The following is a 20,941-nucleotide window of genomic DNA, read 5'->3' on the forward strand; positions in this document are numbered from 1 at the left end:
AAAATAGGTATTACGAATGATATTCTAATAAAAATTAGTTTTGTTGTAGTATCAACATTTTTAAGTAGAATTTATTTTGATAGGATTACCGATACTGCATTGCCGCCAAAACCTACTGCATTTATGAGCACAGATTTGAAAGATTCCTTATTTATATTTTGATAAAAAGGCGAAGAAATACCTTGCTGTTGCTCTAACAGTAGCAATCCTAGTTCTAAACTTAACATTCCTGAAGCTCCAAAGGTGTGCCCAATTTTCCACTTATTGGTCGTTAAAAAGGGCCTGTTTTCTCCAAAAACTTTATGAATAGCGTTATATTCTGAAGTATCTCCTTTAATAGTTCCTGGTGCATGCATAACTATGGCATCTACACTGGAAAGCTCCGCATTTTGCAAGGCCATTTGCATAGCATCTTGAAAACATTGCGCGTCAGAAGAAATAGAGACATTATGTTTTAACCGCTCAGTTGCATAGCCTATTCCCAATATCTTAGCCCTGTAATTTTTGGGGTTACCCGTTTCTAAACATGCAACAGCCGCACCTTCTCCAAGCACCATAGTGTTCGTTTCTTTCTTTAAATCCATTGCTCTGCAAGGATAGACTCCACTTTCTTTAGAATACACTTTTAAAGCTTTCATTTGTGCAATGGTAAATGGGGTTAACGGAGCTTCGCTACCGCCTACCATAAATTTTTCTGCCATTCCGCTTTGTAACCAAACTATGCCATTTAACATGGCGTGCAATGCAGTACTACAGGTAATAGAGTGGGAGATTGTTGGGCCTTTTGTACCTAAGTCATGCGCAATCCAACTAGAAATATTTCCTAAGGTTGTTGTAGGAGAAGCTAATGTTGCCGTTTTTCCATCCTTTAAAAATTCTTTATGATACCCCTCAAAAAGCGCCGTAGCGCCACGCGAAGAGCCTATATTGATGCCAAAATCTGCAGCAGCATCCCATCCCGAGGCTTTAAACGCGTTTCTAGCAGCAAATAGCGCGTATAAAACGGAATTGTCTAATGATTTGTACTTAGAATCACTTTCCTTAAGTTTTTGAATTTCTAAGGCTGATGTCTTATTTAATTTTGCTCCCCATACGCTAGTAGTATTAAACGGAATCTCGCTCAAGTAATGGTGTTCCTCTTTGTAAGCTTCTTTAATCTGACTTGCCGTGTGTCCTAAGGCCGAAATAGACCCTAATGCTGTAATGTACACTGGATTTTTAAACATAACTTAAAATAAATCTAGTGCTTTTCTAATAGCTGCATAAATATGCTGCATTTCCTCTTCTTTTATGATGTATGGCGCTAGAATATAAATAGTATTCCCCAAGGGTCTTAAAAAAACACCTTGGTCCATAAAGTGTTTAAAAAGCATATCCCTTAAATTTCCGTAACGCTCCATTTTCACTTTTAAATCGAGCGCAAAAATAACACCAAGCTGGCGTACGTTTTCCACTTTTGGATGCAATGCCATCTCTTGTGCAAAGTTGCTATGCCATTTAATTACATTTGAAATTCCGTCTTGAATTTCTTTTGTCTGTAATAGATTAATAGCTGCTAATGCTGCCGTGCACGCTAAAGGGTTGCCAGAATACGTATGCCCGTGAAACAAGCCTTTACCAATATCATCAGAATAAAACTTATCAAAAACTTCTTGAGAACAACTAGTAATTGCCATGGGCACCAAACCAGCCGATAACGCTTTTGATAGACAAATAATATCTGGTTTGGTCTCTAGCTGGTCCGAGGCAAAAATGGTCCCTGTTTTACCAAAGCCGGTCATTACTTCATCTGCAATGGTCAGAGTTCCAAATTTTTTACACAGACGCAACACACTATCTAAACCCTCTGCATCGTGCATTTTCATTGCTGCAGCACCTTGTACCAAAGGCTCATAGATAAAGCCTGCAAAATCTCCTGTTTGCAACAGGCTTTGTAAGTGCTCTAAAACCTCTTCCACATTTGCTTTTGTAGGCACGGGAATACGTTCTACGGCTATAAAATGCTCTTCAAAAGGGCCATTGTAAACGGATAATCCAGAAGCAGACATGGCTCCAAAAGTATCACCATGAAACCCTTCTTCAAAAGCTAAAATCTTATTTCTAGGTTTTTTTTGGTTAAAATGATATTGTAATGCCATTTTTATGCCCACTTCTGTTGCTGTGGAACCATTATCATTAAAAAATAATTTTTGTTGATTATCTGGTAATATGGCAATTAACGCTTCGGAAAGTTTTACAGCAGGCTCATGGGTAAAACCACTAAACACTATTTGGTCTAAGGTTTTCATTTGGGCCGCTACTTGGTTCGTAATTATTGGGTTACAATGCCCGTAAACGGCAGTGTACCATGAAGAAATACCATCGATATAACTTTTTCCTGCTTCATCATACAAATACACCCCTTGCGCCCTAGTTATCGCCAATGTGTTAGGATGTAACTTGTGCTGGGTAAGTGGATGCCAAATGTATTTTTTATCTCTTTCTGAAAGATTCAATCTTAACGTATTTTAGATTTTCAGAAAGCAAAAATACTCATATATACGTTTAAAGGGATACTTTTAAAGCTAGACTAATTGTAGAATTCTTGACTTAAGGGTTTCATTTGTCCACTTTTTACAAAATACTTTTCTAGCACCAAATAGCACAGCGCATTTTCAATTTTAGCATTTCTAAAACTCCTTACATATGCATTGGCATGTTGGGTAAGTTCAATTGCGGCTTGCGGCTTGCTTAAATAGTATTCTAAACGTTCCTCCAAATCAGAATAATCATCTTTTATAGCTACATAATGTTCGTTGGGTTTTAGGTGCCCTTCCATAAACCAGGTTTCAAATTTTGGTTTTGGCATCACCGCTAACGAATTAGAAGACATTACCCACTTTAAATTACTTGCTACATCATTACCTTCTAAACACAGAATAAACTTGTATTTAAGATGGTCCTTAATCGTAATTTTAGGTTTACACCATTGGTCGTGCGTTGTGTTTTTATTAATCTGGCCTAGATCGCACAATGGATGTTCAAAATATTTTCTGTAAAATGCCCTTCTATGCTCTTGTTTAACATTTGCTCTACCAATAAGAGCATCCTTTTTTGTAGCCCAACCCTTTCTATCATCCGTAAATGTAAAGTGTCTAATTTTATTAAATTTAAATAGGATTGAATTCTCATTGGGTCCTAATATGGGCCTGCTCTTTACCAAAGTTGGCAATTCTGGTATTTCTACAATATCTCCAAAAAGATACTTCAATTTTAAATTGGTGTTGAAATAGCGAGTGTACTCAATTAAATCAAAATAATAGGTAGTTGTTCTTTTAGGTCTTTTTAGTTGATGTATAGGTATAGTGCAATCTGTTAAACTGAATTCTTGGTCTATATTGCAATAATACTTTAACCTAGTTTTTACGGTTTCTAACTCCTTTGTAGTTAAGGCAGCTAATTCTTTAGCTATAGAGAATTGCATGTTAGTATTGGTAAGCACCTCTAGATATACTCCTTTTAAATAATAAAGAAGCTTAATATTCTTATGCGTATATCTATTTCTGTACATTACCAGTTAACCAATTGCTTTTGAAAAGATACTGCGTATTTTAGAATCACATCTTTATTAAATTCAGGTTCTTCATTTACTCTACCGATAAACTTTGCCTTTGTTTTTTTTAGAATAATGTTTTCTGTTGTAGGGTGTTCATTGCCACTAAATACAACACCTACTTGGCAACCCTTTTCTTGTAAGGCATTTATAGTTAATAGGGTGTGGTTTATGCTTCCCAAATAATGTCTAGACACCACAATAACCTTATATTCTGGCTGTATTAAATCTAAAATGGTGTCCTTATCATTCAAAGGCACTAACAATCCACCTGCCCCTTCTACTACCAAATTATTATCTGTTGTTGGCTCTATAATTTTATTTAAATCTATAGTTACCCCATCAATAGCCGCGGCAGCATGTGGACTCATTGGGGTTTGCAGGGCATAACTATTAGTATGTATTACGGTTTTAGTATTGGTTATGTAATTCTTAATTTTATGACTATCAGAATTATCTAAATCTCCAGCCTGTATTGGTTTCCAATAATCTGCTTGCAATGCCTCGGTAACTATACCAGCTACAACAGTTTTACCAACTTCTGTGGAAATTCCAGTAATAAACAACTTCATGATTCCGCTCTTCTTATAAATTTACAATGCAAACAACGGTACTTTTTAGGTTCTAAAAAAGGAAAGAGTTTGTAAAGTAAGGTGTTTCTAGAATAGTAAACCTCTGATTTTTGCCTCTTACAGTTTGGACATTTTACAAACTCACCGTTGGTATCTTGGGCATAGGTCCTAACTTCATCATAGATAGCTCTAGCTCTATCCTCATCTACAGGATGTACTTGTAATTTTATACCCCCAATAGCATTAGAAGCGAATGGCTCAATACCTACGGTATTTGCATCTTTAAGGAAAACCGATATGCCTTCAGATTCCAATTTTCCTTTTATCACCTGCACATCGGACAAAAACTCAAAACTCCCTAAAGTCACCAACTCTTTAGTCATCTATTGTTTTTTTGATTATTGTAAAAATAGCCTTTATTTCCTCCTTACTATTATAACTATGGATACAAAAACGAAGACGTTCTGCTCCCTTAGGAACTGTAGGCGCTAAAATAGGACGCACATCAAAACCTGCAACTCTAAGATTTTCTGATGCTGTTTTCGCTTTATCCAAGTTACCCAACACCAATGCTTGTATGGCAGAATCGCTAGTAATAAATTTTTTAGTCAATTCTAATTCTGCCATCTTAGTTTTAAAATATGCAATATTATATAGTAATTTTTTTCTACAATTTTCACCTTTAGCTGAACGTAAATATTTAAAATTCTGTAAAATAACATTCGTAGCATGTTCGGATAATGCGGTAGTGTATATAAGACTTCTACAAAAATTTACTAAGTAACTTTTAAGATCCGTACTTCCTAGAATAGCTGCACCATGACTCCCCAAAGCTTTACCAAAAGTGATAATTTGCGCAAATACTTTTTTGGATATGCCTAATTGCTGTAGTAATCCTAAACCAAAGACACCTACTGCATGTGCTTCATCCACAATTACTAGCGCATTAAATTTATTACAAATAGCACATAAGGACACTAAATCTGGACTATCTCCGTCCATAGAAAAGACAGACTCCGTTACCACATATATTTCATCTGCCAAATTATCTTTCCTAAAATGCTCTAAACGTTCTTTTAGGTGATTTAAATCGTTATGGCGAAACTTGAATGCTTGCGCATTACTAAGCAAAATGCCATCCCTTATACTAGCGTGAGAAAGCGCATCATATAGCACTACATCGCCTTTTTGTGGTACTGCAGCAAAAAAACCTAAGTTAGCGTCATAACCAGAATTAAAAACTAGGGCAGCTTCTTGGTTATACAGCAAGGATAAATACGATTCTAAAGCGATATATCCCTCATGATTTCCTGATAGCAACCTACTACCACCAGCACCGTTACTCTTTTGTTGTAAACTTTCTAACCCAGAAGTTTTGCCGAAACCTAAATAATCATTGGATGAGAAATCTACCAAGCTATTTGGTACAGATAGCTTTCGCAGGCTATTGGTTCTAGCTCTTTCTTCTAGTCTGTTTTTTAACTTTTTGGGAACATTTTGCATCTGCGTAAAAATAGTATCTTTAGTTTGATGGTGCACTATACACAAGTTTCTAGCGATGAAGAACTTCATCAAATATTAGCCCTGCAACAATTAAATTTGGCCAAAAATTTGGTTCCAGAAGAAGTCATTCATCAGGGATTTGTAACTGTGGAACATGATTTTGATATTTTAAGATTGCTAAATAAAAAACATCCGCACACTATTGCAAAAGATAAGAATATGGTTGTAGGCTATGCACTGTCTATGCATCCCACATTTAAAGATACTATACCTGTATTAAAACCGATGTTCGCGGAAATAGAAAAACTCAAAATTCCTGTAAACTTCATGGCTATGGGGCAGATTTGTATTGCTAAATCGCACAGAGGTCAAGGTTTGTTTAGAGGTCTTTATAAAGCAATGAAGCACTACCTCCCAGAAACAATAGAATCCATTATTACAGAAGTAGATTGTACAAATAAGCGCTCTATGCAGGCTCATAAAACTATTGGGTTTAAAGAACTATTAAGATACAGTGCAGATGGGAAAAAATGGTCCTTGATTATGCTTAAATAAAAAAGCCCAACCATTAAAGTTGGGCTTTTTTATTTTAAGGAATTATATAGCCTTAATCTGCTAATACAATCACTTTATTATCCTTCATTTCAATAGTTCCACTTTTAATCGGCAAAACCATGTCTCCATTACTCCCTTTTAAGAACTTATCCTTAAACTCATTAACAATCTCAACATTCCCTTGTATTTTAACATCGCCTTCTTGCAATAGAGAAACTATAGGGGCGTGGTTTGCTAACATTTGAAACTCGCCATTTATGCCTGGTACAGTAACGGATGTTACGTCACCTGAAAATAAGGTTGCTTCTGGAGAAACTATTTCTAAATACATCTTAATTATATTAAAAGTTGGGCGTTATTTTAGTTAGCACTATAATCTAAACCAAATATTAAGCCTCTGCTAACATTTTCTCGCCAGCCTCAATAGCTTCTTCTATGGTACCCTTTAAGTTAAACGCTGATTCTGGCAAATGGTCTAGTTCACCGTCCATAATCATGTTAAATCCTTTTATGGTTTCCTTGATATCTACTAACACTCCAGGAATACCAGTAAACTGCTCTGCTACGTGGAAAGGCTGAGATAAGAAACGTTGTACACGTCTAGCTCTACCTACTGCCAGTTTATCCTCTTCTGAAAGTTCTTCCATACCAAGAATAGCAATTATGTCTTGTAACTCTTTATAACGTTGCAACAACTCTTTTACACGTTGTGCACAACCGTAATGGTCTTTACCTAAAATTTCTGGCGTAAGAATTCTAGATGTAGAATCTAATGGGTCTACCGCAGGATAAATACCCAACTCTGCAATCTTTCTAGAAAGTACTGTAGTAGCATCTAAGTGAGCAAATGTTGTTGCAGGTGCAGGATCCGTTAAATCATCCGCAGGTACGTAAACCGCTTGTACAGATGTAATAGAACCTCTTTTGGTAGAAGTAATACGCTCTTGCATAGCACCCATCTCTGTAGCCAAAGTTGGTTGGTAACCTACTGCAGAAGGCATCCTACCTAAAAGTGCAGATACCTCTGAACCCGCTTGTGTAAAACGGAAAATATTATCAACAAAGAATAGTACGTCTTTTCCTTGACCGTCACCAGCTCCATCACGGAAATACTCCGCAATAGTAAGACCAGAAAGTGCCACACGTGCACGTGCACCAGGTGGTTCGTTCATCTGACCAAATACGAAGGTAGCCTTAGATTCTTTCATTGCTTCCTTATCTACTTTGGCTAAATCCCATCCGCCTTCTTCCATAGAGTGCAAGAAATCATCACCGTATTTAATAATACCAGACTCTAACATCTCTCTTAAAAGGTCGTTACCCTCTCTTGTACGCTCGCCTACACCAGCAAATACAGAAAGACCACCGTGACCTTTAGCAATGTTATTAATTAATTCCTGAATCAATACTGTTTTACCAACACCAGCACCACCGAACAAACCAATTTTACCACCCTTTGCGTATGGCTCAATTAAGTCGATTACTTTGATTCCTGTAAATAAAACTTCAGTGGAAGTTGATAAATCTTCAAACTTAGGAGCCTCACGGTGAATAGGAAGCCCGTTATCACCACTTTTTGGCAACTCTTGAAGACCATCAATAGGATCTCCAATCACATTAAATAGTCGACCATATACATCCTCACCTATTGGCATTTGAATGGCACTACCTGTAGCAACCACATCTACACCACGGCTTAAACCATCTGTAGAATCCATAGAGATGGTTCTAACAGTATTTTCACCGATATGAGATTGTACTTCCAACACCAAAAGTGATCCATCTGGCTTCTTTACCTCTAATGAATCGTAGATTTTTGGGATTTCTGTTCCGGACTCAAACTCTACATCGATAACCGGGCCAATAATCTGGGCAACTTTTCCTGTAACTTTAGACATTACTTCAGTATTTCAATTAATTCATCTTCTTAATGAAGAAGAACGGTATTTTTTTCGGGCGCAAAGATATGGTATTCCGTTCTTATATAGAAACTTCCAATTCCTTTTTTGCAAACAAAAAAGGGCATCATTACAGATGCCCTTATAAATATTTAGTTAGTGTTATTATAATTATGGGTTTATGGTCCAAGAAACATAGAAAATAGAACCTATGTTACCACTACCAAAAGCCGTAAAATATTCTTCACCTAAAATGTTACTACCACCTGCTTTAAAAACAGATTTTATAGAAGGAACACTGTAATTAATTTGTGCATCTAACACAGAATAAGAAGGCACCTCTCCGTCAGCAAAACTAGCTTCCCAGAAAAAAGAATCACTCCATCTGTAGTTAATACCAAATCCAAAGTTTTTGAACAACTCTGTATTTCCAAAAGAAGCTTTAAACTTGTGTTCTGGTGTGTTAAAGTTTGTTCTAAAATCTGGATTAGCAGCTTTATCAAAATCTAAATCTGCATAGGTATAATTTACTCCTAAATCATAATTCCCAAAAATCTTAGTATCAACACCGATAGTAGCTCCCCAAGAATTAATATCTACATCTGAGTTTGTATAGGTTTGATATACTTGCCAATCATTATTTGCAATAGCCGCAATTGCTAAAGGTGTTTTATTTGAATCTATACTTTCAGGTATTGTTTGTGTTAATGCTACATCTCCATAAAAAGGAACCACTGTATTTACATTGGATATGAAGTTTTTATAGCTATTATAATAACCACTTAAATCAATGGTAAATTTACCCAATTGGGTTCTGTAACCTAATTCTATGGCTGTAATCTCTTCTGGTTTAATAATTTCGGGATTTGCTATTTCTAAATCTAAAGGATTTTGAGTTTCAGCAAAACGCAGAACAGAACTTGCAGTAAAAGAGTTTTCGTATGCCGAACGTCCAGAAATTGTAACCGTTGGAGAACCAGTTAATAATGCCCCACTGTTATTTGGATCTAGCGTGTATGTTCTTACATCACGATCTAAATTATTTGGAGCAGAACCCACTAAAATTGCTCTACCCGCATCTAAGCCAATGAATAAATCCTGAGTTGTTGGATTACGGAAACCTTGTTGAATAGATGCTCTAATATTATGGTTTCTATTTTCACCTAAGGTAGCTGATATACCTGCTCTTGGCGATAAAAATCCGTCAAAAAATTCGTTCTTATCATACCTTGCAGACAAGGTCAACTTAATACGCTCGTCTGCCATTTTCTTTTGCAATTGCGCATAAGCTCCAAATTCATTATACGTAATAGGTCCATCGAAATCCGTAAAAATGGTTCCATTAGAACTTAATTCATACTCTCTAAATGAACCACCAACTTGGATGTCTGCCCAATCATTGATTAAATGTGCAAAATTGTAGTTACCATTAACATGGCGAAATTTAGTATTATCTATAAACTTAGCCCCAGTGGTTAAATCTCCGTCATTGGTAACCGCATTGAAAGCACTTTGAAACTCAGGAGTGCCAGGAATTAAACGACCAGTATCTGCAGCAGCTCTTGCCGCGGCATGCGCCACCTCATCAGACAACTGCACCCCCGTACCAATTCCTAATTTTGCTCCGATAAAGGTATTTAGATATTGCCTAAACCAATCTTCATCAGATTTCCACCTTCTATTTATGTTAATTGCAGCAAATCGAGTATCATAGGCATCGCCTGAGTTCTCAGAAACAATGTATCCTCTTAAAAAGAAGTTATCATTTTTTAATTCGATTTTATGCTGCTGCATTTTAAACCCTGCAACAGAATATCTGTTAGCTCCTTGATAGATTGTAGTACCCCTACCAATTCTGCTATTTAAAATAATTTCAAAGTCATTTGCCCAAGGCCTTAAATGAACTGCAAAATCAGACTTAACACTTTGCGCGTTATAGTTGGCCAAATCACGCTCTTCATAACCAGTTCTTGTTACAGATACTGAGCCTAAAGTGCCACTAGGTAAATCTGCTATCCTATCTAAGTTAAAGGTGTCTCCAACTTCGTCGCCGTAAACATTTAGACCATCATAGGCTGGGTTTGAACGGTCAGCACCCGGGTTATTTAAATCGATATAATTGTTCGCATGCCAATCTTCTCCTTGTAAAAAAGAGATGTTAGCCTTTACTGCCACCTTATCACTAAAAGCGTGTGCTGCACGGATACCTATGTCATAGTATTCATTATCACCTGCTGCTTCCTGAGAGGTAATCCCAGTTTTTATATATGCACTAATACCTTGAAAATCGAACGGATTCTTACTTCTCATAAATAAGATACCGTTGAATGCACCTGCTCCGTACAATGCGGATGATGCACCTGGTAATATCTCTACACTTTGAACATCTAATTCTGACATTCCTGTAAGGTTACCTAATACAAAGTTTAAACCTGGTGCAGTGTTATCCATACCATCTACTAATTGTAAAAAACGGTTATTTGCAAACGTGGCAAAACCTCTTGTGTTTACAGATTGAAAGGTTAAACTATTCGTATTGATATCTACCCCTTTTAAATTTTGCAAGCCTCCATAAAAGGATTCTGCGGTGGTATTCTTAATTTCTTTTAATCCGAACCGTTCTACAGATACTGGGGATTCAAAAATTCTTTCTGGAGTTCTAGATGCGGAAATTACAATCTCGTCTAACAAAGTAGAACTCTCATTAATGGTAATGGTTAGGTTTTGGTTGTTTTGCGTTACTTGAGTTGTAGCATCAGTAAAACCGACGCTGGTAATTTTAAGTTGAAATGGCGGATTAATAGAGGCATTCAACGTAAAGTTACCGTCAAAATCAGTAACAGCTCCTTCTGCTTTTCCTACGACAACAATATTAGCTCCGGGAACAGGCTCATTATTTTGGTCTACAACAGTACCCGTCACAGTAGTCTGTGCGGATACTACCCCACCAATGAGCATTGCTAATGCGAATAGGATTTTTCTCATTCGTCTAGTATTTGAGTTAAATTTTAATAAAAAGTTAATTTATCGGATGGAAGATACATTTTTTTGATTTCCCTACAATGAAAATTCCAAAAAATTATGCATGCATAATACTTATTTGCTAAATATTCACAGGTTATAGTGGTAAATCCATAAAAAAAGCCGCCAAAATTGGCGGCTCTATAATTTTAACATTTATTCCTTATTACTCTACCGTAACGGATTTTGCTAAGTTTCTGGGTTGATCCACATTACAACCTCTCATTAAAGCAATATGATAAGAAAGCAATTGCAATGGAATTGTAGTTAACAGGGGCGACAAGAACTCCTCTGTCTCCGGAACTTCAATCACGTGGTCTGCAATTTCTTTAACTACTTTATCTCCTTCAAAAACAACAGCTATTATCTTCCCTTTTCTAGATTTTATCTCTTGAATATTACTTACTACTTTCTCATAATGCCCCTGCTTCGTAGCAATTACAACTACTGGCATTTGTTCATCAATCAAAGCAATAGGACCGTGCTTCATTTCTGCTGCCGGGTAACCTTCTGCATGTATATAACTAATTTCTTTAAGCTTTAAAGCGCCCTCTAAAGCCACTGGAAAATTAAAACCCCGTCCTAAATACAGGCAATTTGGGCTATCCTTATAAACTGCAGCAATTTCTTCAATAGCATCATTAGATTTTAGCGCACGCTCAACTTTTGCAGGAACGTTCTCTAACTGTGTAAGATATTCATGAAATTTAGAGTCTGACATTACACCTTTCTCTTTCGCTAATTTTAGGGCTATTAGAGACAATATGGTTATTTGTGTAGTAAACGCCTTAGTAGATGCCACTCCTATTTCTGGCCCTGCATGGGTATACGCACCTGCGTGTGTTTCCCTTGCGATTGAGGAACCAACCACATTACACACCCCAAATACAAAAGCTCCACGCTCTTTTGCCATTTTAATTGCCGCCAATGTATCTGCGGTTTCTCCAGATTGAGAAATAGCAATTAACACGTCTTTCTCCGTGATAACAGGATTTCTATATCTAAATTCTGAAGCATACTCTACCTCTACTGGTATACGCGCCAAATCTTCAAAAATATACTCTGCAACCAAACCAGCATGCCAAGAGGTTCCACAAGCAACAATAATAATTCTATCAGCCTTCAGGAATTTCTCTAAATTCTGGTCAATACCAGCCATTCTTATTATGCCTTGGTCCGCCAAAAGCCTACCCCTGTATGTGTCTTGGATGGCTCTCGGTTGTTCATAAATTTCCTTAAGCATAAAATGGTCGTAACCTCCTTTTTCTATTTCTTCTATATTTAATTGAAGTTCTAGAATATTAGGATATGCAATTGCATCATCTTTAATTTTTCTTAGCTTAATTTCTTTGCCCAATCTAATAATAGCCATTTCCTCATCTTCTAAATACACAGCGTTATTAGTATACTCTATAAATGGACTTGCATCAGAAGCTACGAAATATTCGTTTTCGCCAATACCAATAGCTAAAGGACTTCCTAATTTAGCTACAACAATTTCATCTGGCTTATTTACATCAAAGACCGCAATAGCATAAGCTCCAACCACTTGATTAAGGGCAATCTGTACTGCTTTTCCAAGCTTTACATCTTCTGTTTTTTTAACTTCCTCTATAAGATTTACTAAAACCTCAGTGTCCGTATCAGATGTAAAGGTGTATCCCCTTTTAATTAATTCCTTTTTGATAGACTCATAGTTCTCTATGATTCCATTATGAATGATACAAAGATTGCCAGAATTAGAATAATGCGGGTGAGAATTGGTATCATTTGGGACACCATGTGTTGCCCATCTTGTATGGCCTAAACCTAATTTACCGGTAGTAGAAATAGTATCTTCTGCCTTTTTCTTAAGATCCTCTACTTTACCTTTTGTTTTAGCTAATTTAGTTCCAGCTTCATCATAAAGCACAATCCCGGCACTATCATAGCCTCTATATTCTAGTCGTTGTAATCCTTTAATGATAATTGGATAGGCTTCTCTATGCCCAATATACCCAACAATTCCACACATAACTGTAGTCTGTTAATTAATATAATGATTAGTGTTTCACCCCAAAAGTAATGCACCTTAGGCGTTTACTTAGTGTTTTTAGATGATTTAACGCTAAAATCGGAGCAATGGTATGCCAACCTTACTTAATTCGCTGTAGTATAAAAGACTTCTAACTTTAATTTTTTAGCTTCATCTTGCGCAGGAACGTTGCTGCCGTATAGGATAGTTCCTAATGGATTTATAGCAGACATAACAGGCAAATCTACAGATTCACCCTCTACAATATCTTCTCTTACCCCCGTGATTGATAAATCTGAAGTTAATGCAACATTCAATACTACATTTGCAGAGTCTCTCACGATTATATCATTTATATGGTCTGTAATCTTTACCGTATATTTTATTCCGTTCCCAACAGCATCCTGCTCTAAAACACCATCATAATTTGGATACCTTCCTAAATTAGATTGAGATGTAGCAGCATCTGTTAAATCATGTATAGGCTGGTTTGTTACAGAATTGTACACATATAAACGAGGTGGATTTATGATGCCTCCCTTTTGATTTATCGTGTTTTGGTCAACATAAAAAACCAAATTAGCCTCATTAATAATCCAATTATTAGCTTTTATCTGGTTTATGAATTCCTCTCCATTAGTCACTTTTCCTGTAGCCTCATCTACCTGATTACCAAATAAGCGAATTTGAGAAAAAGCACCGGAACCACCTTTAAGCACCAATCTTTCTGCATTCTCTACAGATGCATCTAAATGTGTAGCCACATCTGCTTCTAACGGCTGATCTACAAAAGTGTTTACCGCGTTGCCAGAAATAATTCCGTTAGCATTCTGTAAAAAATTTATCACATAACTACTACTAGAGGTAATTTCCGTTTCTGATTCTGTATCGTAATCTTGGTAATCATAATTAATGGTGATGTTAGCTTGAGTCATATCAAAAAGCAACAACATGTCTTCTGTATCACTAGATGGCGTTACTGTAAAGTGCAATCCACGCAAAAAGTCTCTAAAATTAGCCTGATTAGAAAGCTCTGAACTCCCCTCTTTGTCTATAATATTAGTTTGAAAGAAATCCTTATCCAGCTCCACGTAAACTCCTGGATTTAAACGAGAAGCTATTTGTTTACTTTCATCTACCTCTGTAGTTTCTGGATTATCGTCTTCAAATGCAGTTATAATCTCTTTATTATCTATAGTCACTTCTCCATCAAATAAAGCTGCCCCTTCTACAAAAGAAGTAATATCTGTATTGCTATAGTACGGTTGTGCTTCTTCAAAATTGGCATTAGGATCCAAATCTCTTAAAAAGAAGCTAGAACGTTCCACCTTTAAGTTAAACTTCTTACCAACTAATTGTTTGCTGTTTTCCCAAGTCTTAAATTCATTGGTGAAAATACTATCCAAAGCATACTCATTCTGAAAATTATTACTGATGATGTCCTCATCTACCCCATCCAAGATACCATCACCGTCCGTATCACTATCCAACGGATTTGTGCCATTGGCACGTTCTTGAATATCCGAAACTTCGTCGTCATCACTATTACTGTTCGGGTCCGTTGGGTCCTCATCCAATTCATCTGGCACCCCATCACCATCCCTGTCATTTGTTAATGCTGGAACTTGCAAATAAGGCAAGTACAAATAAACAGAGGTAACTTCTTCCGCTTCTGCAATAGTATCTCTATTCCCAGATAAATCTGTAAGGGCTTCAGAACTTTGAACAACAGTACCAAAAGTAGGGTTTGTAGTAGACAGTGACACTTGAGAAGTGATTACCGCTTGTCTTTCCCCAAACAAAGGGTCTTTATACACACCAGCTTGATATACGGGAAGTTTATTAGTTTGTACTGCCGTTATTTTTCTATTCTTGGCAAAAACATCAAAACTCACCTTGCCTGTTGTAAATGGCTCACCCGCAACAACACCTTCACCAATGGTATCTATTTCTTCTTCACAAGAAGCAACAAATACAAACATAAAAAACAACCCAGCTATCGCCAGGAAACCCTTTTTCTGCAAACCCATATACGGTTTTATTTTAGCACTTGATTGTTATAGAAATCCGCGTACGCCTCTTCTGTTTCTTGGAAAGAAACGTATGGCAATACAGGCTTATCTAGTTTAGAAATATGCTCCGTTAATGTCTCTGGAACAGCTTCTGAGGCTAAAATAACTGCATCAGAATAATCCACTGCTACCTTTAACAAATTATTATAGACGGGTTCAGAAATAGCTTCAATCTTACTTTTATCTATCCCATCAAAAGCAACCTTATCTATCATTTGAGCATCCAAAGCGCCCTCATAGCCTTGTTCGTAAACAGAAGTTACAATTTTGCTATCCATAAAAATAGGCTCGTCTGCGTAATATTCTTTAAGGTATAAAGGCAGTAGAGAGGCCATCCAACCGTGAACATGAATAATATCTGGTGACCAGTTTAGTTTCTTAACTGTCTCCACGACTCCTTTTGCAAAGAAAATAGCGCGCTCATCGTTATCGGGAAATAAGTTCCCTTCTTTGTCTTTAAACGTAGCTTTTCTTTTGAAATACTCGTCGTTATCTATAAAGTAAACTTGTATTCTTTCTTTTGGGATGGATGCTACCTTAATTATTAAAGGCATATCCATATCGTTGATTACCAAGTTCATCCCAGAAAGCCTAATTACTTCGTGTAATTGATGCCTTCTTTCATTAATGTTTCCATACCTTGGCATGAATATCCTAATCTGGCCACCATTACTGTTAACCATTCTAGGTGCCTCATAAGACATTTTTGAAACTTGATTCTCTGGAAGATAGGGTATTAATTCTGAAGATACGAATAATATCTTTTTACCGGTCATAAATTGAATTTTGGTTCATCTGACAAAACGTAGCTGCAAAAGTACAAAATTTATGCAAAATAGCTGTATTTGTAGTATTTTTGGCCGCTTTTAATATTAAAAATGCAGGTAATACAAGATAAAAATGTGCTTTCTGCACAGTTAAAAAAATATAAGGAAGACCAACAAACAATTGGCTTTGTACCTACCATGGGGGCGTTGCATGAAGGTCATTTATCCTTAGTAGCCGAGTCTCTTAAAGACAATGACATTACCGTGGTTAGCATCTTTGTTAATCCTACCCAGTTTGATAATCTCACAGATTTAGAAAAATATCCAAGAACCCTTGAAAAAGATATTGAACTGCTTGCTTCATTATCTGCGGACATAATTTTATTCACGCCTACTAGAGAAAATATTTATGATGGAGACATTACCTCTAAAACGTATGAGTTTAATGGTCTTGAAAAGGTAATGGAAGGTGCTTTTAGGTCTGGGCACTTTAACGGTGTAGCAACAATAGTAGAGCTTTTACTACGTACCGTTGAACCTAACAAGGCCTATTTTGGAGAAAAAGATTTTCAGCAACTCCAAATCATTAAAAAATTAGTTGCCCTTAAAGAATTACCTGTAAAAATTATTCCTTGCCCCATTTCTAGAGAATTACACGGTCTTGCCAGAAGCTCCAGAAATGAAAGACTGACAAAAGCGACTAGAGAAAAAGCAAACTTTATATACAACAGTCTAATAACTGCCAAATCTAAATTTGGCACGAAAAGTGTACAAGAAATAAAGGAAAGTGTCACTAATCTTTATGAAAACAACTCCGATTTTACATTAGAGTATTTTGAAATTACAGATGAAGACACGTTAACCCCAATTAAAAAAATACAAGAAAACACAAAATATAGGGCCTTTATTGCCGTTTATGCGGAGGAGGTTAGACTTATAGATAATCTGGCCCTAAATTAAGTAATTTTGCCCCATGCAAGTAGAAGTTGTTAAATCTAAAATCCACAGAGTAAAAGTAACTGGTGCAGACCTAAACTATATTGGTAGTATAACTATTGATGAAGACCTTATGGATGCCGCTAATATTATTCGTGGAGAAAAGGTACAAATTGTAAATAACAATAATGGAGAAAGACTAGAAACCTATGCCATTCCAGGGCCTAGGGGTTCTGGTGAAATAACGCTCAACGGTGCCGCTGCCAGAAAAGTAGCACAAGGCGATATTCTGATTTTAATAACCTATTCTTGGATGGATATAGAAGAAGCTAAAACTTTTAATCCGTCTTTGGTGTTCCCTAATGAAGCAAACAACCTATTGAATTAGTTTGTCTCCACAATTAAAAAAAACATTGAAACTAATAGTCCCAATTGCCTTGGGACTATTTTTGGTTTGGTACTCCTACCAAAGTACATCTTTAGAGGACCGCAAAACTATTGTTACTAGTATTACCAATGCAAATCCATTCTGGATTGGCGTTTCTATTTTAATAGGAATTATTAGCCATATAGCTAGGGCTATTCGCTGGAATTACCTTTTAAAACCACTAGGCTACCAACCTAAGCTATACAACAATGTTTTAATTGTATTCTTATCTTACTTTGCCAATTTAGGCATTCCAAGGTCTGGAGAGGTTTTACGGGCCACAGCGCTCACCACCTATGAAAATGTTCCTTTTGAAAAAGGTTTTGGCACTATTGTTACCGAGCGCGTAATTGATTTAATTATGCTTCTTCTGGTAATTTTTACTGCCCTTTTATTACAAACCAATATTATACTTGGCTACTTAAACCAAAGTGGTATGGGCATAATCATTGGGCTTGCAGTATTAGTCCTAGGTATAGTTAGTTTAGTAATAGTAATTAGAATTTTAAAAAAATCTAGTTCCCCTTTTGCAAAGAAAATAAATGGATTCTTAAATGGGCTTTTAGATGGAATCACAAGTATCTTAAAAATGGAAAATAAGTGGTTATTTATTTTCTACACCTTTCTTATTTGGTTCTGCTACGTAGCCATGTTTTGGGTCATAAAATTTACTGTTTTAGAAACTGCTGACCTTAGTATATCTCAATTACTTGTCGCTTTTGTTGGAGGCGCGTTTGCGATGTCTACCACCAACGGAGGCATTGGCCTTTACCCAATTGCTGTAAGTGGCTCCTTAAGCCTATTTGGAGTAAGCGCAATAGCTGGGAATACCTTTGGATGGATTATGTGGATAGCCCAAACTTTAATGGTAGTTGTTTTTGGTGCAATATCCTTTGTGCTATTGCCGTTATTGAACAGAAATAGATAGCTAATTGCAGTTATCAGAAGCTGTTTACCATGTCCAAATCACTACTTACGCTTTTTCTTCTTTTTTGTATGGCTACAAATGCACAAGTAAAAAAGGAAATTTTTGAATCATTTAAACTACAAGAACGCAGAGATGTGTCTTATTACTTCCCTGAAGATTACACCGAAGACAAAAAATACCCTTTAATTGTGGTCTTGGACGCTGATTATTTGTTTGATTTGGTTGTTGCCAACACCAAATTTTACAGTAATCAACACCGTATGCCCCAAAGTATTGTGGTAGGCGTACATCAATCAGAAAATGATATTCGCTGGGAAGATTGTGACTTTGATCAAAGTTCGGGTCTACCCACAGATAAAGGCAAACAATTTTATGAATTTTTAGGAACGGAGCTTATTCCATATTTAGAAAATTCGTACAGCATAGCTCCATTCAAAATGTTTATGGGTTATGATATCACAGCAAATTTTGGCAATTATTTTTTATTTAAGGACCGCTCCCTATTTAATTCTTACACCATCATTTCTCCTGTCCTCGCAACAGAAATGGAAAGTAGAGTACCCGCCAGACTGTCAGCATTAGACCAAGAATTATTCTATCATCTTATTTTAGAAAAGGAAAAGACAGATGACCGTAACCGCTTGCTTCAATTAAACAATGCCGTAGCTTCCATAGACAAAGAAAGTTTACATTATTCCTTTGCAGAGTATGAAGATGCAGACCATGTATCTATTGTTTCTTATGGTCTAGCAGAAGCTTTTGATACTACTTTTAAAACTTTTAGACCTATAACCCCTAAAGAATATAAAGAGCAAATATTAAAATCTGAAGACCCAGCCATAAACTATCTTACCAACAAGTACGAGCTAATAGAAAAACTGTTAGGTTACCAAAGGGATTACGAATTGAATGATATCATGGCGATATATGCCGCATCACTTAAAAAAGACGACTTTGAGTCGTTAGAAGCTTTATCTAAAATTGCAAAAGACCAATATCCAGAGACTATGCTAGGTTTTTATATGGAGGGAGAAGCATTAGAACTTAAAGGCGAACCCAAAAAAGCCATGAAGGCTTTTGAAAAATCGTTTTTAATGAACGAAATTGATTTCCTTACCAAGGACATGGCTTTAGAAAAAATAGATGCGATTAAAGCCGATTTTGGCTATTAAAAAGCATTAGGCGTATCTTAGCTACAATTAACTTTAGAACAGCTAATGGCTAAGACCAAAACCGCTTATTTCTGCCAAAATTGTGGTGCCCAATTCGCAAAATGGATTGGTCAATGTACTTCTTGCAAAGAATGGAATACTGTTGTAGAAGAAGTTGTACAAAAAGAAAGCAAGCCCAGTTGGAAATCCGGCACATCTACGACCCTACAAAAAACAGCTAGACCGCTACGGGTTACAGAAATTAGCAACGAAAAAGAAGTACGCTTAGACACCAAGGATAAAGAATTTAACCGAGTTTTAGGTGGCGGACTAGTTCCTGGATCTTTAACCCTTTTAGGGGGAGAGCCCGGCATTGGCAAAAGTACCTTGCTACTACAAGTTGCCCTGCAATTAAATTACAAGGTGCTATACGTTTCTGGTGAAGAAAGCCAGAAACAGATAAAAATGCGTGCGGACCGCATAAATAAACAAGCGGAAAACTGCTTTATACTAACAGAAACTAAAACACAGCATATATTTCAACAAATAGCTGCGGTTGAGCCAGATTTAGTCATTATAGACTCTATACAAACTTTGCATACAGACTATATAGAATCTGCCGCTGGGAGCATATCTCAAATTAGAGAATGCACCGCAGAACTCATAAAATTTGCTAAAGAAAGTAGCACCCCGGTATTACTTGTTGGCCATATTACAAAAGACGGAACTATAGCAGGACCAAAGATTCTAGAACATATGGTAGATACTGTTTTGCAGTTTGAAGGCGATAGAAATTACGTGTACAGAATTCTACGTTCCTTAAAAAATCGGTTTGGCTCCACAGCAGAATTAGGTATTTATGAAATGCAAGGCAGCGGCCTACGTGAAGTAAATAACCCCTCAGAAATTTTAATTTCTAATACTAATGGTGAATTGAGTGGTACGGCTATTGCCGCCACCGTAGAGGGCATGCGCCCCTTACTCATAGAAATACAGGCCTTAGTGAGCAGTGCCGTATACGGAACGCCACAACGTTCTGCAACAGGCTTTAATGTAAAACGATTGAACATGTTGTTGGCTGTTTTAGAAAAAAGAGCTGGCTTTAAACTCGCCGCTAAAGATGTATTTTTAAACATTACTGGCGGCATTTCTGTTGATGACCCTGCTATAGATTTAGCGGTGATTGCATCCATTTTATCTAGCAATGCAGATATTGCAATAGCACAAGGGGTATGTTTTGCGGCAGAAGTTGGTTTAGCGGGGGAAATACGCCCCGTGCAGCGCGTAGACCAACGAATTTTAGAAGCAGAAAAACTTGGGTTCACTACTATTTTTGTTTCTAAAGCCAATAAAATAAGTTTAAAAAACACCAAGGTTACTGTACGACTAATTTCTAAAATAGAAGAATTAGTTAAGGAGCTATTTTAATACAAAGAGTCGAGTTTATAGCTACCGCTAATCAACCCGACTCTTAAACTAACTCAAAAATCCTAGTCAGTCTTAAA

Annotated in this window: 18 protein-coding genes; 6 read left to right on the top strand and 12 right to left on the bottom strand. The window is 36.6% G+C overall.

Translation table 11 applies throughout. The features are described from left to right. Positions 1-71: 71 nt before the first annotated feature. The 6 genes from HCO57_RS09610 to HCO57_RS09635 form a co-directional block, all read right to left on the bottom strand. Complete coding sequence (locus tag HCO57_RS09610) at positions 72-1,226, bottom strand: beta-ketoacyl synthase N-terminal-like domain-containing protein (protein ID WP_167988854.1); 1,155 nt, start codon at positions 1,224-1,226, stop codon at positions 72-74. Between the two features lie 3 nt (positions 1,227-1,229). Next, entirely contained in the window at positions 1,230-2,495 is a 1,266-nt protein-coding gene (bioA, locus tag HCO57_RS09615) for an adenosylmethionine--8-amino-7-oxononanoate transaminase (RefSeq protein WP_167988855.1), read from the bottom strand. A 74-nt stretch (positions 2,496-2,569) separates the two neighbouring features. After that, positions 2,570-3,550, bottom strand: coding sequence for a glycosyl transferase family 90 (locus HCO57_RS09620; RefSeq protein WP_167988856.1), 981 nt, complete (start codon positions 3,548-3,550; stop codon positions 2,570-2,572). After that, entirely contained in the window at positions 3,550-4,164 is a 615-nt protein-coding gene (gene bioD, locus HCO57_RS09625) for a dethiobiotin synthase (RefSeq protein WP_167988857.1), read from the bottom strand. The genes HCO57_RS09620 and bioD overlap by 1 nt, the downstream gene beginning before the upstream one ends. Continuing rightward, on the bottom strand, positions 4,161-4,547 hold the full coding sequence (locus HCO57_RS09630) for a DUF2007 domain-containing protein (protein ID WP_136950514.1): 387 nt from the start codon (positions 4,545-4,547) through the stop codon (positions 4,161-4,163). The genes bioD and HCO57_RS09630 overlap by 4 nt, the downstream gene beginning before the upstream one ends. After that, on the bottom strand, positions 4,540-5,667 hold the full coding sequence (locus HCO57_RS09635; RefSeq protein ID WP_167988858.1) for an aminotransferase class I/II-fold pyridoxal phosphate-dependent enzyme: 1,128 nt from the start codon (positions 5,665-5,667) through the stop codon (positions 4,540-4,542). The genes HCO57_RS09630 and HCO57_RS09635 overlap by 8 nt, the downstream gene beginning before the upstream one ends. Before the next feature lie 27 nt (positions 5,668-5,694). Here HCO57_RS09635 and HCO57_RS09640 point away from each other — a divergent pair, with 27 nt between their 5' ends. After that, positions 5,695-6,222 (top strand): GNAT family N-acetyltransferase, encoded by a 528-nt coding sequence (locus HCO57_RS09640; protein WP_167988859.1) that lies wholly within the window; start codon positions 5,695-5,697, stop codon positions 6,220-6,222. Between the two features lie 52 nt (positions 6,223-6,274). On the opposite strand, the gene HCO57_RS09645 is transcribed toward HCO57_RS09640, so the two are convergent. The 6 genes from HCO57_RS09645 to HCO57_RS09670 all read right to left on the bottom strand — a co-directional run bounded on the left by HCO57_RS09645 (position 6,275) and on the right by HCO57_RS09670 (position 16,003). Next, complete coding sequence (locus HCO57_RS09645) at positions 6,275-6,553, bottom strand: F0F1 ATP synthase subunit epsilon (RefSeq protein WP_136950511.1); 279 nt, start codon at positions 6,551-6,553, stop codon at positions 6,275-6,277. A gap of 58 nt (positions 6,554-6,611) precedes the next feature. Further along, positions 6,612-8,120, bottom strand: coding sequence for a F0F1 ATP synthase subunit beta (gene atpD, locus HCO57_RS09650; protein ID WP_136950510.1), 1,509 nt, complete (start codon positions 8,118-8,120; stop codon positions 6,612-6,614). A gap of 171 nt (positions 8,121-8,291) precedes the next feature. Next, entirely contained in the window at positions 8,292-11,105 is a 2,814-nt protein-coding gene (locus HCO57_RS09655; RefSeq protein WP_167988860.1) for a TonB-dependent receptor, read from the bottom strand. 202 nt (positions 11,106-11,307) lie between these two features. Then, the gene (gene glmS, locus HCO57_RS09660) at positions 11,308-13,155 is read right to left on the bottom strand and encodes a glutamine--fructose-6-phosphate transaminase (isomerizing) (RefSeq protein ID WP_136950508.1); all 1,848 of its coding nucleotides are present in this window, start codon (positions 13,153-13,155) and stop codon (positions 11,308-11,310) included. 125 nt (positions 13,156-13,280) lie between these two features. Next, positions 13,281-15,185, bottom strand: coding sequence for a DUF4270 domain-containing protein (locus tag HCO57_RS09665; RefSeq protein ID WP_136950507.1), 1,905 nt, complete (start codon positions 15,183-15,185; stop codon positions 13,281-13,283). A gap of 8 nt (positions 15,186-15,193) precedes the next feature. Then, positions 15,194-16,003, bottom strand: a complete 810-nt coding sequence (locus tag HCO57_RS09670) for a glycogen/starch synthase (protein ID WP_136950506.1) — start codon at positions 16,001-16,003, stop codon at positions 15,194-15,196. Positions 16,004-16,105: 102 nt separating this feature from the next. Between HCO57_RS09670 and panC the strand changes: the two genes are divergently transcribed. Genes panC through radA form a run of 5 tightly spaced genes read left to right on the top strand, consistent with a single transcriptional unit; the run spans position 16,106 to position 20,864 of the window. Further along, positions 16,106-16,954 carry a pantoate--beta-alanine ligase gene (gene panC, locus HCO57_RS09675; protein ID WP_167988861.1) on the top strand — a complete coding sequence of 283 codons (849 nt, stop codon included), beginning with the start codon at positions 16,106-16,108 and terminating at the stop codon, positions 16,952-16,954. A 13-nt stretch (positions 16,955-16,967) separates the two neighbouring features. Continuing rightward, positions 16,968-17,318, top strand: coding sequence for an aspartate 1-decarboxylase (gene panD, locus HCO57_RS09680; protein ID WP_136950504.1), 351 nt, complete (start codon positions 16,968-16,970; stop codon positions 17,316-17,318). Position 17,319: 1 nt separating this feature from the next. After that, on the top strand, positions 17,320-18,285 hold the full coding sequence (locus HCO57_RS09685) for a lysylphosphatidylglycerol synthase transmembrane domain-containing protein (RefSeq protein ID WP_136950503.1): 966 nt from the start codon (positions 17,320-17,322) through the stop codon (positions 18,283-18,285). 29 nt (positions 18,286-18,314) lie between these two features. Next, a complete protein-coding gene (locus HCO57_RS09690; RefSeq protein ID WP_167988862.1) occupies positions 18,315-19,457 on the top strand; it encodes an alpha/beta hydrolase in 1,143 nt (380 codons plus the stop codon). 45 nt (positions 19,458-19,502) lie between these two features. Further along, entirely contained in the window at positions 19,503-20,864 is a 1,362-nt protein-coding gene (gene radA / locus HCO57_RS09695; RefSeq protein WP_167988863.1) for a DNA repair protein RadA, read from the top strand. The last annotated feature ends 77 nt before the right edge of the window (positions 20,865-20,941 follow it).

This window comes from Croceivirga sp. JEA036, from assembly GCF_011882165.1.
Classification (GTDB): domain Bacteria; phylum Bacteroidota; class Bacteroidia; order Flavobacteriales; family Flavobacteriaceae; genus Croceivirga.